The 14770-nt window shown below is 53.8% G+C and carries 14 protein-coding genes and 1 tRNA gene; 9 read left to right on the forward strand and 6 right to left on the reverse strand.

Translation table 11 applies throughout. The features are described 5' to 3' along the window. Window positions 1-22 precede the first annotated feature (22 nt). The 3 genes from ACMWLG_RS06265 to folD all read right to left on the reverse strand — a co-directional run bounded on the left by ACMWLG_RS06265 (window position 23) and on the right by folD (window position 2837). The gene (locus tag ACMWLG_RS06265; RefSeq protein WP_045400775.1) at window positions 23-1522 is read right to left on the reverse strand and encodes a PTS transporter subunit EIIC; all 1500 of its coding nucleotides are present in this window, start codon (window positions 1520-1522) and stop codon (window positions 23-25) included. Window positions 1523-1756: 234 nt separating this feature from the next. Further along, a complete protein-coding gene (gene ybcJ / locus ACMWLG_RS06270; protein WP_045356450.1) occupies window positions 1757-1969 on the reverse strand; it encodes a ribosome-associated protein YbcJ in 213 nt (70 codons plus the stop codon). A gap of 1 nt (window position 1970) precedes the next feature. After that, entirely contained in the window at window positions 1971-2837 is an 867-nt protein-coding gene (folD, locus tag ACMWLG_RS06275) for a bifunctional methylenetetrahydrofolate dehydrogenase/methenyltetrahydrofolate cyclohydrolase FolD (RefSeq protein WP_028012225.1), read from the reverse strand. Between the two features lie 310 nt (window positions 2838-3147). Here folD and fimA point away from each other — a divergent pair, with 310 nt between their 5' ends. From fimA to sfmF, 6 genes are all read left to right on the forward strand, one after another. Then, a complete protein-coding gene (gene fimA / locus ACMWLG_RS06280) occupies window positions 3148-3711 on the forward strand; it encodes a type 1 fimbrial major subunit FimA (RefSeq protein WP_023310641.1) in 564 nt (187 codons plus the stop codon). 68 nt (window positions 3712-3779) lie between these two features. After that, entirely contained in the window at window positions 3780-4325 is a 546-nt protein-coding gene (gene fimI, locus ACMWLG_RS06285) for a type 1 fimbrial protein subunit FimI (protein WP_045400779.1), read from the forward strand. A 34-nt stretch (window positions 4326-4359) separates the two neighbouring features. Then, window positions 4360-5052 carry a type 1 fimbria chaperone FimC gene (gene fimC / locus ACMWLG_RS06290; RefSeq protein ID WP_023310643.1) on the forward strand — a complete coding sequence of 231 codons (693 nt, stop codon included), beginning with the start codon at window positions 4360-4362 and terminating at the stop codon, window positions 5050-5052. Between the two features lie 14 nt (window positions 5053-5066). Further along, entirely contained in the window at window positions 5067-7628 is a 2562-nt protein-coding gene (locus ACMWLG_RS06295; RefSeq protein WP_045400782.1) for a fimbrial biogenesis usher protein, read from the forward strand. Beyond that, window positions 7621-8628: a type 1 fimbria D-mannose specific adhesin FimH gene (gene fimH, locus ACMWLG_RS06300; protein WP_045400785.1), complete on the forward strand. Its 1008-nt coding sequence runs from the start codon at window positions 7621-7623 to the stop codon at window positions 8626-8628. The genes ACMWLG_RS06295 and fimH overlap by 8 nt, the downstream gene beginning before the upstream one ends. A gap of 9 nt (window positions 8629-8637) precedes the next feature. Beyond that, window positions 8638-9159: a fimbria assembly protein gene (sfmF, locus tag ACMWLG_RS06305; RefSeq protein ID WP_045620360.1), complete on the forward strand. Its 522-nt coding sequence runs from the start codon at window positions 8638-8640 to the stop codon at window positions 9157-9159. A gap of 51 nt (window positions 9160-9210) precedes the next feature. Here sfmF and fimZ read toward each other — a convergent pair whose 3' ends face one another. The 3 genes from fimZ to ACMWLG_RS06320 form a co-directional block, all read right to left on the reverse strand. Further along, window positions 9211-9843 (reverse strand): fimbria biosynthesis transcriptional regulator FimZ, encoded by a 633-nt coding sequence (gene fimZ, locus ACMWLG_RS06310; RefSeq protein WP_033144828.1) that lies wholly within the window; start codon window positions 9841-9843, stop codon window positions 9211-9213. Window positions 9844-10643: 800 nt separating this feature from the next. After that, window positions 10644-11372 (reverse strand): helix-turn-helix transcriptional regulator, encoded by a 729-nt coding sequence (locus tag ACMWLG_RS06315; RefSeq protein WP_045400791.1) that lies wholly within the window; start codon window positions 11370-11372, stop codon window positions 10644-10646. Window positions 11373-11396: 24 nt separating this feature from the next. Next, window positions 11397-12095 (reverse strand): EAL domain-containing protein, encoded by a 699-nt coding sequence (locus ACMWLG_RS06320; RefSeq protein ID WP_045400794.1) that lies wholly within the window; start codon window positions 12093-12095, stop codon window positions 11397-11399. Between the two features lie 278 nt (window positions 12096-12373). Here ACMWLG_RS06320 and ACMWLG_RS06325 point away from each other — a divergent pair. From ACMWLG_RS06325 to ACMWLG_RS06335, 3 genes are all read left to right on the forward strand, one after another. Continuing rightward, window positions 12374-12450: transfer RNA gene (locus ACMWLG_RS06325), tRNA-Arg, on the forward strand. A 102-nt stretch (window positions 12451-12552) separates the two neighbouring features. Continuing rightward, window positions 12553-13383, forward strand: a complete 831-nt coding sequence (locus ACMWLG_RS06330; protein ID WP_045400799.1) for a CPBP family intramembrane glutamic endopeptidase — start codon at window positions 12553-12555, stop codon at window positions 13381-13383. Window positions 13384-13739: 356 nt separating this feature from the next. After that, on the forward strand, window positions 13740-14756 hold the full coding sequence (locus tag ACMWLG_RS06335; protein WP_045400802.1) for an iron ABC transporter substrate-binding protein: 1017 nt from the start codon (window positions 13740-13742) through the stop codon (window positions 14754-14756). Window positions 14757-14770 lie beyond the last annotated feature (14 nt).

Here is a 14770-nt window from a genome sequence, read left to right on the forward strand (position 1 = left end):
GACGCGTCGTTCAGGCATCTTATTATTTGCCGATCATGGTGGACATGGTCTGGGCGATAAACTGTGCTCTGGCACCGAAAATCACCTGAATACCGTTGTCGCCGACGAAGACCACGCCGCGCGCGCCGAGTCCGTTCAGGCCGTCCTTATCGACCACCTCGCTTTTTGCCACTTCCAGGCGAAGGCGGGTGATACACGAGCCGACGGAGTCGATGTTATGCGCCCCGCCCAGCAGGGTAATGATCTCGGTCGCGAGTTCTGAATCAGACTTATCATCCGCGTTGGCGGTCACTTCAGTGCGGCCCGGCGTTTTCACGTCGAAACGACGGATCACAAAGCGGAACGTGAAGTAATAAATCAGGCCCATTGGAATGCCGATGATAATCGCATTCAGGAAGTTGGTCTTGTAGCCGTTAAAGGACGGCAGGATCCCGAATGACAGATAGTCGATAAAGCCCGCCGAGAACGACTTGGCGATATGCGCATGCAGAAGATACATGGTCATGTAGGCCAGGCCCGCCATGATGGCGTTAAAGACGTACAGGATCGGCGCCACGAAGATAAAGGTAAACTCGACCGGTTCGGTGATCCCCGTCAGGAAGCAGGTCAGCGCCGCGGAGAACAGAATACCGGCCGCGATTTTCTTATTCTTCGTATGGGCTTCGTGATACATCGCCAGGCACGCGGCGGGCAGCGCGAACAGCATCAGCGGGAATTCGCCCTGCATGAATTTACCGGCATTCTGGTAGGTGTCGCTGCTGAAGGATTTCACTCCTTCTTCCAGCATCTTGAACCAGATGGTCTGGTCGCCGTGGATCACCTGTCCTGCCTGGGTGGTGTAATCCCCGAACGAATACCAGAAGGACGGATACCAGATGTGGTGCAGGCCGAGCGGGATCAGCGCGCGCTCTACCAGACCGAAGATAAAGGTCGACGCCGCCTGATTATCGCCGTTAACCACCACGGAGAGCGCGTCGATACCGGCCTGGATATGCTGCCACACGTACGGCAGCAGCAGACCCATCAGGAACGAGAGGAACGCCGTTGCAATGGCCACGAAGCGCTTGCCGGAGAAAAAGCCCAGGAACTCCGGCAGCTGCATGGTGTGGAAGCGGTTATAGCACCAGGCCGCGAGAATACCGCAGATCAGGCCGCCGAAGACGCCCATCTGCAGCGTCGGGATGCCGACGACCATGGCGTATTTCCCTCCCTGGGAGGCCATTTCCGGCGTGATGCTCAGCACGGTGCTGATGGTGATATTCGTGACAAACACCGACACCGCCGCAGACAGCGCCGCAATACCGGATTCTGACGCCAGGCCCACGGCAGAACCAATGGCAAACAGCATCGGCAGGTTATCAAAGATAACCCCGCCCGCGTTCATCATCAGCGGCAGATGGAACTTATCGCCGAAGGCCAGCAGCAGGCCCGCAGCGGGAAGCAGTGAAATTGGCAGCATTAAGGCGCGACCAATCATCGATAACTTAGACAGCGATTTAACAAACCCTGATATCAGACTCATGCTGATTTCCCCCGAGTAGCGCTTTTTTGGCGCTGTTATTGTAAGTATAACGTTTTAGTAGAACGTTATACTTATCGTGGGCAAAGAGTGAAAAACGCGCAACAGAATTTTCATATTTCAACAGATGAAATAGTGATTATTTGAAGTTGATCGATAAATAACCGCGATGGGTGTGAGGGGATTTAATATTCCCTCTCCCTGTGGGAGAGGGTTGGGATGAGGGCATCAGACGGCTCAGGCCGTAACGGTTACGCTCTGTCCTTCAAAGCTCACGGTCTGACCCGCGACAATCTTGCAGCGCTTGCGCGTTTCTACCACGCCGTCGACTAAAACCCGCCCGTCGGCGATAACGATTTTCGCCTGCGCGCCGCTTTCGCTCCAGCCTTCCAGCTTCAGCAGATCGCACAGCTCAACGTGCGGGTGTTTGCCTAATGAAAATGTGGCCATCTTATGCTTCCTCTACGTCGTGGTACTCTTCGCACGCCTGCAGCGTGTTCTGAATCAGCGTTGCTACGGTCATCGGGCCCACGCCGCCCGGGACTGGCGTAATGTATGAGGCGCGCGCCGCGGCATCTTCGTACACCACGTCGCCGACCACTTTTCCGTTTTCCAGACGGTTAATCCCAACGTCCACGACAATCGCGCCCTCTTTGATCCACTCGCCCGGAATAAAGCCCGGCTTGCCGACCGCGACGATCAGCAGATCGGCGTTCTCGACGTGGTGACGCAGGTTTTTGGTGAAGCGGTGGGTCACGGTGGTGGTGCAGCCCGCCAGCAGCAGCTCCATGCTCATCGGGCGGCCCACGATGTTGGACGCACCGATAACCACGGCGTTCAGACCGTAGGTGTCGATGTTATAGCGCTCCAGCAGCGTCACAATGCCGCGCGGCGTGCACGGGCGCAGACGCGGCGCGCGCTGGCACAGACGGCCAACGTTGTACGGATGGAAACCGTCCACGTCTTTATCCGGTGCGATACGCTCCAGCACCTTCACGTTGTCGATACCCGCCGGCAGCGGCAGCTGAACCAGAATACCGTCGATCTCTTTGTCGGCATTCAGGGTGTCAATAAGTTCCAGCAGCTCTGCTTCGCTGGTGGTTTCCGGCAAATCGTAAGAGCGGGAGACGAAGCCCACCTCTTCACACGCTTTGCGCTTGCTGCCGACATAAATCTGCGATGCCGGGTTGCTGCCAACCAGCACAACGGCCAGCCCGGGGGCGCGTTTTCCGGCAGCTTTACGCGCCTTCACTTTTTCCGCGACCTCAGAGCGCACCTGCTGCGCAATCGTTTTACCGTCAATAATCTTTGCTGCCATCAGAGAGAAGATTCCGTCTGTAACGTTTGAAAGGGGGGATGGCGTGTATTTTGTCAGAAGCGAGCGTCGCTGTCAGTCACCCTTTACGCGTTTTTATCAGGGAGACGCAAAAACCCTTCTTAGGGGATGGTCAATTTCTTAGGCGGTATTAGGATGTGACCTGGCGAAATGGCAGCGTTTTGACATATTTAAAAAACGCGTCCTGAGCTACTTTGTCTCCTCCGAAATAAGCTTTCAATTAATCAATTGAACGTATTTCTTATTCCCGATTATTCGCGGGAAGGGTTATTTACATTTTAAAGGAATAGACATGAAACTCAGCAACATTGCTTCTACTGTTATTGCTACTTTGGCCCTGGTTGCAGGTGCCGCAAATGCAGCAGATCCTGCTGCGCCGGTTTCCGTTAATGGCGGTACCGTACATTTTAAAGGTGAGCTGGTTAATGCGGCTTGTTCAGTAAATACTGATTCTTCCGAGCAGACCGTTAATCTGGGCCAGTATCGTACCGCGAAATTTACCAAAGTGGGCGACACCACCTCTAATATTCCATTCAACATTGAACTGAATGATTGCGATCCGCTGGTTGCCAAAACTGCCGCTGTTGCGTTCACCGGTCAGATCGACCCAACCGACAAAACCCTGCTGGCCGTGACCTCCGGTAACAACGACAACACCGCGAAAGGCGTGGGTATCGAGATCCTCGACAGCAAATCCAGCGTTCTGACCCCAGACGGCGCGACCTTCTCTGCTGCGCAGACGCTGATCGAAGGGACCAACACCCTGAAGTTCACCGCGCGTTACAAATCAACGGCTGCCACCACTGAGCCAGGCCAGGCGAACGCTGACGCCACCTTCGTAATGAAATACGAGTAATTCCTCCGCACAGGGATGTTCAGGCCTCAGGGACGAGGCCCGTCATACGCAAATGCCAGGAACGAAGGATGACAAGGACTGGAACACTACTGCTGTTAACCCTTGCGATGGCTTGCCCGGCATCGGCGCATACCGTGGTGATCGAAGGTGGCAAGGTTCATATCCGGGGTGAACTGGTGAACGGCGGCTGTGCCGTGGCGCCCGACAGCCAGAATATGCGCATCGACATGGGGCAGTACCGAACCAATTCATTTTCCGGTGTGGGCAGTTTTTCCACGGTTAACGTGCCTTTTACCGTGCGGCTGCTGGACTGCAGCGTTGATGTTTCGCGCACCGTGGGGATCCAGTTTCAGGGCGTGACGCCCGCAGAAGATCCGCAGGTCTTTCTGGCGACATCGCGGCCGGGTGAAACGCCCGTCAGCAGCGGCGTGGGGCTAGCGCTCTTTGACGAACAGCAGCGTCAGATTATCCCAAACGCCACGGCCGTCAGCTGGCTGCCGATCGATACCCGCGAGCTCGCGTTCCATTTTAGCGCCCGCTATCGGGCTATTTCCGAACACCTCGAGCCAGGCAAAATTCAGTCGGATGTCTGGTTTACGTTGATTTATCCATAACACCTGCGAACACATTATTAAAGGTACGGTTGTGATGAATACCCTAATTAAACCAGGACTTTTTTTATCGTTTATTTTGATGATGGTTTCTGCCTGCGCAAATGCTTCCGGCGGTATTGCGCTGGGGGCCACGCGCGTTATTTATCCCGCAGAGGCGAAGCAAACGTCGCTGGCGATCACCAACAGCAACAAACAGGAACGCTATTTAATTAACGCGTGGATCGAAAATGCGAGCGGGCAAAAAGAAAAAACCTTTGCCGTCACTCCCCCCCTGTTTGTCAGCGAGCCGAACAGTGAAAACACGCTGCGTATTATTTACGCCGGGCCAGCGCTGCCAGCCGATCGTGAATCGCTCTTTTACATGAACGTGAAGGCGATCCCGTCGGTGAACAAAGCGAAAACGGAAAACAATAACGTGCTGCAGCTGGCGATCCTCTCACGCATCAAGCTGTTTGTGCGCCCGAACAACCTGGCGATGCAGCCGGAAGAGGCGCTTTCCCAGCTGCGGTTTGAGCGCGCGGGCAGCCATCTCAAGGTCAGCAACGCTTCCCCGTATTACATCACCCTCGTCAATCTGAAGATGGGCGGGCAGACGCTGGAAAACCTGATGGTTGCGCCGAAAAGCTCGGCACAGCAGGTGCTGCCAGCCGGTGCTAGCGGCACGCTTTCCTGGCAGAGCGTGAATGACTACGGTGCCATCACTCCGGCGCGTAGCGTCAACCTGTGAGCAGAGTCAGGGCGATGAAAAAGCACCAGAGACGTTACTGCCCGGTTGCGCTGGCGCTGATGGCTGCGCTCTGGCCGCAGGCTGGCTGGAGCGAAAGTTATTTCAACCCGGCCTTCTTGTCCGACGACACCGCCAGCGTGGCGGATTTGTCGCGTTTTGAACAAGGACACCAGCAGGCACCCGGCGTTTATCGCGTGGATATCTGGCGTAACGATGAGTTTATCGGTACCCAGGACGTGCGTTTTGAGCAGGCCGAGAACACGCCGCCGGTGGCGGGCGGTTTGTCGGCCTGCATTACGCGCGCGATGCTCGATCGCTTTGGCGTCAACGTCGCGGCGTTTCCCGAGCTGGCTAAGGTACAGGGCGACACCTGCGTTCCGTTGACCACGGCCATACCCGGCAGCGAAACGGTATTCAACTTTGCCTCCCAGCGTCTGGACGTCAGCCTGCCGCAGGTGGCGTTGCAAAACAGCGCCCGGGGCTACATTCCGCCTGAACAGTGGGATGAAGGCATTCCCGCCGCGCTGGTGAACTACAGCTTCACCGGTAACCGGGGAAGCGAAGACGACAGCTATTATCTGAACCTGCAGAGCGGGTTGAACTATGGCGCCTGGCGTTTACGTAACAACGGCGCATGGCGGTACACGCAGAATAACGGGCAGCGGCACAGCGAGTGGCAGAATATCGGCACCTGGGCGCAGCGCACCGTCATCCCGCTTAAAAGCGAACTGGTGCTGGGCGACAGCAATACCGGGAATGACGTCTTCGACAGCATGGGTTTTCGCGGCGGGCGGCTCTTCTCGTCTGACAGCATGTACCCGGACAGCCTGCAGGGCTACGCGCCGACCGTGCGCGGGATTGCCCGTACGCCAGCAAAAGTGGTAGTTCGCCAGAACGGCTACGTTATCTATCAAAGCTATGTGCAGCCGGGCGCATTTGCGATTACCGATCTTAACCCGACCTCCTCAAGCGGTGACCTGGAAGTCACGGTCGAAGAGAAAGACGGTACCCAGCAGCGCTATACCGTGCCGTACTCCACCGTCCCGCTTCTGCAGCGTGAAGGGCGCTGGAAGTATGATCTCGTTGCCGGGGATTACCGCAGCGGTAACAGCGAGCAGGATACGCCGTTCTTCACTCAGGGCACCCTGATTACCGGTCTTGCCAACGGTTACACGCTCTACGGCGGTACGCAGCTGGCGTCACGCTATACCGCGGTGGCCGTAGGGGCCGGAAAAAACCTGGGCGACTGGGGCGCGGTCTCGCTCGATATCACCCACGCCCGCAGCCAGCTCGCGGACGACAGCAAGCATGAAGGCCAGTCTCTGCGCTTCCTCTACGCGAAATCCCTTAACGGCTTCGGCACCAACTTCCAGCTGCTGGGCTACCGCTACTCCACAAAAGGGTTTTACACCCTCGACGATGTCGCCTGGCGCTCAATGGAGGGCTATCAGTATGCCGATAGCCAGAACGATAACGATGTGCCGGACGTGCAGAGCTATCACAACCTGACGTGGAATAAAAAAGGCCGTTTCCAGCTCAACGTTTCTCAGTCTCTCGGGGACTACGGCTCGGTCTATATCTCCGGCAGCGAGCAGACCTACTGGGGAACAGACGAGACGAACCTCTGGTACCAGCTGGGCTACGCGGGCGGCGTGAAGGGGATCAACTACTCCGTCTCGTGGTCGTGGAACAAATCCGTGGGGATAGACGGTACCGATCGGATCGCGTCGTTTAACGTCTCCGTGCCGTTCAGCCTCTTTACCCGCCAGGGCTATCGCCGGGACAGCGCGATTGACCGCGCCTACGCTACGGCATCCGCCAGTCGAAACAGCGATGGCGACACAAGTTGGCAAACCGGCGTCAGCGGAACGCTGCTGGAGGACCGCAACCTGAACTACAGCGTGACCCAGGGACACGCCAGCACCAACGGCGCAAGCGGAAGCGCCAGCGCCAACTGGCAGGCGACCTACGGCACGCTGGGCGTGGGCTACAACTATTCCCGCGACCAGCACGATCTCAACTGGCAGCTCTCCGGCGGGGTGGTCGGCCACGCCGACGGCGTGACCTTCAGCCAGCCGCTGGGCGACACCAACGTGCTGATCAAAGCGCCGGGGGCATCGGGCGTCAGTATTGAAAACCAGACCGGCGTGAAAACCGACTGGCGAGGCTACGCGGTGATGCCGTATGCCACCGTCTATCGCTACAACCGCGTGGCGCTGGATACCAACACCATGAGCAACAACACCGATATCGAAAACAACGTGAGCAGCGTGGTGCCGACTAAAGGCGCGCTGGTACGCGCCAGCTTTGATACCCGCATTGGCGTGCGCGCCCTGCTGACGGTAACGCGCGGCAACCAGCCCGTGCCGTTCGGCGCGGTGGTGCGTGAGACCAAAAGCGGCGTCACCAGCATGGTGGGGGATGACGGGCAAATTTACCTGAGTGGGCTGCCGCTGGAAGGTGAACTGCTGATCCAGTGGGGCGACGGGGCGCAGTCCCAGTGTCGCGCACCTTACAGCTTGTCTGAACAGAGCCTGCAACAGGCAATCACACTGAAGGGGATTCGCTGTGAATAAAACCCAACTCTTTGCCTTGTCGCTTCTGGCGTTACTGCCCGCGACAAACGCGTTAGCCACCGTGTGCGTCAATGAAAAAGGCGTACCGACGGAGGTGCATTACGACCTGACGGATAAATTCAACAGCTCGAACAATCACATTGGGCAAGTGGTGACGCTCAACGAGAAGACGCAGTGGGTCGGGGTGAATGCCGTCTGCCCGAAGGGGACGACCGGAAATACCACCAAGCGCAGCTATGTCACCGATTATCCGGTAACGGGAACGAGCGATGGCTATCAATATCTGAAGCTTAACGACTATCTGGACGGGGCGATGAAAATCACCGACAGCTATGCTGGCGCGTTTTATCCGCCCAAAAGCTATATCCAGATGGGGAGCCATCCTAACGTTTCAAAAAACAAACCGTTTGGCGTTCAGGACTCCAGCCTGGTCTTCCGTCTTAAGGTTACCCGGCGTTTTATCAACATGGTGGTGATCCCGCGTGCCACCATGTTCCGCGTTTACGTCACCACGACTTCTTCCGATCCGCTCACCACGCCGGTCTATACCATTAGCTACAGCGGAACCATTCAGGTGCCGCAAAGCTGCGCCATTAATGCCGGTAACGTGGTGGAGTTTGATTTCGGCGACATCGGCGCCTCTTTGTTCAGCAAGGCGGGCGTGGGTAACAAGCCGGAAGGCGTCTCATCGCAAAGCAAAACCATCGCCATCAAATGCACCAACGTGGAGGCGAACGCCATGCTGACGATGCGCGTCGAGGCGGAAAAAGTCTCTGATAATGTGCTGGTGTCGGATAACCCGGACGTGGGGTTCATCATTGCCAACGAGAGCGGGGTGCCGCTGACGCCCAACAACCTGACGAGCAAAATTCCGTTCCGCCTTGACGACAGCGCGCAGGCGCAGGTGGGGATCCGGGTATGGCCGGTGAGCGTGACGGGCAATAAGCCAGCGGAAGGGCGCTTCACCTCGCGCGGGTATTTGCGCGTGGATTACGACTAAGGAGCCGATATGCGAAACGGGATCCGTTTTATCACCGTGGCGCTCTTTGCGCTTTGCACACAGGCTCAGGCGGACACCGCCCTGGGCGAGATTAACATTCGGCTTTACGGCAATATCGTCGATTTTACCTGCGTTGCCGAGGGCAGCGACAGCGACAAGGCCGTCCCGCTGGGCACCTGGCCCACGAAACAGCTCAGCACCACCGGGAGCCGCACGCAGCCTATGCCGTTTACGCTGAAGCTGACCGGCTGCCCGCCGGGCGCGGCGTCCATTACGTTTTCGGGTAAAGCCGACGGGAGCAATAGCGGCCTGCTGGCGCTGAATGACGCCAGTACAGCAAGCCATGTCGCCGTTGAGATCAGGGATGCGGATAAAACTCGCCTGGCGCTTCAGCAGGCCAGCCAGCCGGTCTCGGTTGATGCGCAGGGAAATGCGATTCTGTCATTTTATGCCAATTATATTGCCACTGCCGATAACCCTCAGCCCGGACGGGCCGATGCGGATGCCACCTTCATGATTAATTATAATTAGCACTGACCGCACTCCCTGCAGCTCAGATAAGCTGCGGGGAGTGAATTCAGGTTATAGCAGCTCGTGGGCTTTAGCGTAATCAATTAATTCCACGATGCTTTGTACACCCAGCTTGGAATAAATATTGGATTTATGTGCGCTAATGGTCTTGTTGCTTAATAGCAGCTGTTCAGCAATTTCCTTGTTGGATAATCCATTCGCCAGATACCGTAATACCGTGACCTCGCGATTCGATAATGGCATATCTACTGCCATCCCTTTCCCGGAACCCAGGTGGTTTATAAAGTTCAGGGTTTCTGACGGGAAAAAGGAATAGCCCATCAGGATCATTTCTACGGCGTTGTAGATCTCACCCAAATCTTTTCGTTTACTGACGAAGCCATTTGCCCCGGCGCGAATGGCGCGACCCGCGTAAAATAACTCTGATTTAGACGAGAGGAACAAAACCTTAATGTTCTTGTTTAAGTTTCTGATTCTCTTAAGTAAAGCGAAAGCATCCGTGCCCGTGAGTTCAATGTCAAGGATCACCAGATCGATAGGGTGATTGCGGATACAGTCAAGGACTTCATGGCTATCGCCAGACTTGAGCTTGACTGTGATATTCTTATTTTTCTGTAGCAGGACTTCTATCGACATTCTGACGATAGGATGTTCGTCCATAATGATAACGGATGCCGGTTTCATTTTTAATGCCTCAGATTGTTAAAAGCGTTATGCAGAGTTTGGTAAAACTCTCGAAATGCCGGAAGGATATAATGTGCAGATCCCTATACCGTAGTATTTCCCTGGAAAGAGCGAAAGCATCCTTGTTTACGTAATGAAAAGAACTATGCCTCAGCGCGGTCATCTCATTAGGCTGGTGTTGGCAAAAAGGTTTTTCTTATTCATATTTGATACGCATCTTATTATACAGGGTAAGTTTTTTCCGAAAACCCTGTAAATTAATATGAGGGTATTGGTTTGTATTATCTTCTGGATCTGAATCGCTATTTTTTTAAAATTAGCGGAAATGTCCTGTTATCTCATTTACCGCATATTTTCATCTTTATGTAATAACAAAAAATAACAGATATCTCTGTATGTTGATTAATTATTAACAAAAATACACCTCTTTTAAAGGGACAAACCCGCAAAGGTGAGGTTAAAAATTGCCCTCGCAGGCCGTCAGACCTTCATCTGAAAGCGCCCAGGTTTACCCGAAGGCCCGCATCTCCTGTACAGGAGAACATGCTATCCGCTTCGCTTTTTCCTCCTGGCAGTTGTCGCTAAGTTGCTTGTTTTTACATCATTATCATCCTGTTAACGCCTTCTTCATTCACTTAACGGATGGAGGAAAGTGCTGCCGTTTCGTTAATCTGTGGCATTTCACAAGGTTCACATCCATAAATTAGGAATAGTTATAAATTCGATTTTTTTGTTAAAAATTAACATTTTTGCAACGATGGTGGTAAGTAAATTCTTAAACCGCTTTAGGAAATAAGGGGTTAGGACGTGAGTGAAAACGTGCAGTCTGAGAGGTTATTAAGAAGATGGAGCAATTCCTGGCGATGGCTTAGCCCCAGCTTCAGCAGGATACAGCTGAGACGATAGATAATGCGGCTATAGGGGCGATTTTGCATAAGGGCAATCTGACGCAATGTCTTGCCCCGGGAAAGCTCCTGCAGGATGGGCCATTCGTTGCGCGAGAACCAGTCTTTCTCGGTACCCGGCGGAGGGAGGGGATCCAGCAGGCTGTGCTGGAGCGCAGCGGCGTTCAGCTGACGTTCGAGCACATGAAAGGGACCTGCCGCTTTGCAGAAGAGGCGGGTATCATAATTATCGGCCCGGACCAGCAGCCAGGGCGTCAGGAACGGAGGAAACAGGCTATGCCGTCTCAACTGATCCAGTTTCTCCAGAAGCCCCGTGGACCGGCTTTCAATATCCACGACCAGGCGGGCTGAAGGCCACTGCGTTTGAGCGATAAGGGCGTCGTCCAGCGTGGCGTAGTCGCAGCAGCTGCTCAGGGGAAACTGCGCGTTGAGAAAACCGGTGCGCAGGTAGTGATCCTCCGTCACCAGAAGGATAAACGGGGCGTCGGTTTTGCGGGGCTGGCTGATAGACTGGCTCAAAAATTCGAGCCGGTCGAAAAAGGGGGGAGCAAAAGGTGAGCGCGTAAATCCCAGTGCATCACTTCCTGTACGCCGCCGCCGGTAACGGCGCACTGTCATTCGCATGGTCTCCCTCCTGGAAATGGCTTTTTAATCCTCCGGCCATGTCCAGGACGGCCAGTAATATCCCTGGCCGAGGTCTGCGCCTGCCTGCAGTGCCCAGGTACGATCGCGTTCAGTCTCAATACCTTCAATAAGCACTTTCCCGGCAAGCTGAAAGCAAAGGGAAACCAGTTGCCTCAACTCAGGGGTGTCGCGTAAACGCCAGAATGCTTCCTTATCTATTTTGATGCCGCTTAACGGGAGTCGAAAGGATAAAAACGACTGCACTAAGACGTCATCAATGTCGTCCAGCCAGATTGCGTGCCCTCGTCTGCTCAACTGATGGAGATTCTGAACCACGAACTGCTTCTGTGCGACGGAAAGCGCCAAAATGGACGCGGGGTCGACAAACTCAATATTGAGCGGCACGCAGGATAATCTTATAAGTCGCTGAAAAGACGTGGGCTCTGTCAGAACGGTTATCGGCAGATTAATAAAAAGGTTATGACCGTGCGGCGTATTTTTTAACGTGGCAAGCTGCGCTTCAAGCAGCGTTATCGACCAGTCTGCGGGCCGATCGCAAAAAAAGTCCTCACTGTGCCGCGTGTCGGCCAGAACGCTAAGTACCTCGACGCCAACCTGACGCAATGAGGTAAGGGCGACGATGGGCTCAAGCTTAATGCCGACGATGTCCTGAGATATGTACTGTAACCGGGGGGGCGTATCGATCAGGTTTTGCGCTGTCACTCCATTGTCCTGTTGTCTGTCAGCCTCCAGGCGGCCGGGATACCTGACTCTAGTGTGACGAGCTGACGTTCGGGAAAACAGCAGGCGTTACTTAAATGCAACTAAGCCTTTTCGCAGCGCTAAATTTTACGGTGAAACAGGACAAAATGTTGAGAAAATAGCCGTATTTACAATCGACTAGCGGTAATTGACTCTGAAAACGGAAAAGGCATTGACTCACCTGCCATTGACCGTATAATTCTTCGCGTTTCACCACCGCGAAGTACACACTTCTCAGTGCGCCCTTAGCTCAGTTGGATAGAGCAACGGCCTTCTAAGCCGTAGGTCGTAGGTTCGAATCCTACAGGGCGTGCCATTTAATTTCATAGAGTTATGCCTCCTTCACATCCTCCTGATTTCCATTGTGGGACATATTTGGGACATCACCCCTAAAATTTACCGGTCATGAAGGACATTTATGTGGTATCTACTCGCAACTTCGCTTGCCGCACTCTCTCTTAATAAAAGCCTGGCTTACCTGCTGCTGGGATTAACGGCATTTCTCGGCTGGAAACAGAGTATTCTTGACGCCCCGGCGCTGCTGGTTATTGCATCAATCGTTGTTGGCTGGTCTGCTGTTGAATGGCTACGGAATAAAAATAATAAATATACATATCTGGTCGAAGGCCTGTGCGTGGCCATCGCCGTTGCGCTGGTTTTACATGTGATCCCGGGTTTTCATAACCCCAGGGTGCTGGATGCTGTCGTCGTTGGTCCGCAAAGCATACCGTTCAGTATGTACTTTAATATGGACAAGGCAGTGGTGCCGTTCTTTTTAATCACGTGCATGCCAACGTTATTCGTAGCAAAACCCCTCTATAAAGCGGGCAAGGTTGGATGGGGAATATTGATTCTTGCGATACCCGCGCTGTTACTTCTGGCTGTTGCATTAGGTGGGCTGAGAATTGAGCCGCATGCGCCAGAATGGTTCGCTCAATTTGCCCTTGCGAATATTTTTTTCGTCTCTTTGGCCGAGGAAGCCTTGTTCAGAGGCTACCTGCAGCAACGCTTGTCCCGGATCGTTCATCCTGTTGTAGCGCTGTTGATTGCCTCAGTCATCTTTGGGCTGATGCATTATAGCGGCGGTTTACTACTGATTATTTTTGCCAGCCTCTCCGGCATTATTTACGGCCTGGCGTGGATGTGGAGCGGCAGGCTCTGGGTTGCAACGTTATTCCATTTTGGGCTGAACTGCGTGCATTTATTGTTCTTCACCTATCCGATGTATGCCTCTCACGCAGCGATGTGATGCGTTTTAAAATAGTAGCCTTATAAATTGGGCTACTTCCGGATAAGCATAAAAAGCCCCGAAATACTGGGGCTTTTTATATATAACGGGCGCATGAATAACTGATTTACCTTCGCGTCATAATGAATAGAAGGCTAATGAATTTCATTACAGGCAGGCTTAAGGTTTTCTTAATCTAAAAATTATCTCTCATTAAAATTTGGATTTTTATCATTCTAAAATCTTCTAAAAAGAAATTTTACACTTTTACGCCTAAACTGGATTGATACTAATTATCATTAGCGTTGTTGTATGCTTTAATCCTGTCCCACAAAGCTATGAGTCGTTAATCCCGTTGGTCTATTAAGGATATGTTCATGAATTCTCGCCTGCTGTCCTGCTTCTCGCTTGCCTTGTTGTCTTCATCACTTTTCCTTTCTACACAATCGGTTGCGGCCGATAACAGCGAAGGTATCGTTGTTTATAACGCGCAGCACGAAAACCTGGTGAAGTCGTGGGTGGACGGTTTTACTAAAGAAACCGGTATTAAAGTCACTCTTCGTAATGGCGATGACAGCGAGCTGGGTAACCAGCTGGTTCAGGAAGGCAGCGCGTCACCGGCAGACGTGTTCCTGACGGAAAACTCGCCTTCAATGGTGCTGGTGGATAATGCCAACCTGTTTGCGCCGCTGGATGCAGACACCCTGAAGCAGGTACCGGCAGAATATCGTCCGGCGCACGGCCGCTGGATTGGCATCGCGGCCCGCAGCACGGTGTTTGTGTATAACCCGGAAAAACTGAACGAACAGCAGCTGCCTAAATCGCTGATGGATCTGGCAAAGCCCGAGTGGAAAGGCCGCTGGGCGGCATCACCGTCAGGCGCGGATTTCCAGGCCATCGTGAGCGCGATGCTGGCGCTGAAAGGCGAGAAGGCCACGCTGGAATGGCTCAAGGCGATGAAAGCCAATTTCGTTGCCTATAAAGGCAACAGCACCGTGATGAAAGCGGTCAATGCCGGTCAGATTGATGGCGGCGTGATTTATCACTACTACCGTTTTGTCGATCAGTCCAAAACCGGTGAAAACAGCAAAAACACCCAGCTCTACTACTTCAAACACCAGGATCCGGGCGCGTTTGTGAGCCTCTCCGGCGGCGGCGTGCTGGCATCCAGCAAGCATAAAGCGCAGGCGCAGGCCTTCATCAAATACATTACCGGTAAAGAAGGTCAGGAAAGCCTGCGTACCAACAACGCCTTTGAGTATGCGGTGGGCGTGAACGCGGCCTCAAACCCAAAACTGGTCCCGCTAAAAGATCTTGATGCACCGAAAGTTGAACCTTCGACGCTTAACAGTAAAAAAGTTATCGAGCTGATGACGCAAGCCGGCCTGCTGTGATCCTGAGAGTAAAG

The sequence above is a fragment of the Enterobacter sp. 01-M-02-SI-ECC genome (assembly GCF_047530595.1).
GTDB lineage: Bacteria > Pseudomonadota > Gammaproteobacteria > Enterobacterales > Enterobacteriaceae > Enterobacter > Enterobacter cloacae_M.

Coding starts and splice junctions, on each gene's coding strand:
- ACMWLG_RS06265 (WP_045400775.1), bottom strand. CDS start 1,522: ATGAGTCTGATATCAGGGTTTGTTAAATCGCTGTCTAAGTTATCGATG.
- ybcJ (WP_045356450.1), bottom strand. CDS start 1,969: ATGGCCACATTTTCATTAGGCAAACACCCGCACGTTGAGCTGTGCGAT.
- folD (WP_028012225.1), bottom strand. CDS start 2,837: ATGGCAGCAAAGATTATTGACGGTAAAACGATTGCGCAGCAGGTGCGC.
- fimA (WP_023310641.1), top strand. CDS start 3,148: ATGAAACTCAGCAACATTGCTTCTACTGTTATTGCTACTTTGGCCCTG.
- fimI (WP_045400779.1), top strand. CDS start 3,780: ATGACAAGGACTGGAACACTACTGCTGTTAACCCTTGCGATGGCTTGC.
- fimC (WP_023310643.1), top strand. CDS start 4,360: ATGAATACCCTAATTAAACCAGGACTTTTTTTATCGTTTATTTTGATG.
- ACMWLG_RS06295 (WP_045400782.1), top strand. CDS start 5,067: ATGAAAAAGCACCAGAGACGTTACTGCCCGGTTGCGCTGGCGCTGATG.
- sfmF (WP_045620360.1), top strand. CDS start 8,638: ATGCGAAACGGGATCCGTTTTATCACCGTGGCGCTCTTTGCGCTTTGC.
- fimZ (WP_033144828.1), bottom strand. CDS start 9,843: ATGAAACCGGCATCCGTTATCATTATGGACGAACATCCTATCGTCAGA.
- ACMWLG_RS06315 (WP_045400791.1), bottom strand. CDS start 11,372: ATGCGAATGACAGTGCGCCGTTACCGGCGGCGGCGTACAGGAAGTGAT.
- ACMWLG_RS06330 (WP_045400799.1), top strand. CDS start 12,553: ATGTGGTATCTACTCGCAACTTCGCTTGCCGCACTCTCTCTTAATAAA.
- ACMWLG_RS06335 (WP_045400802.1), top strand. CDS start 13,740: ATGAATTCTCGCCTGCTGTCCTGCTTCTCGCTTGCCTTGTTGTCTTCA.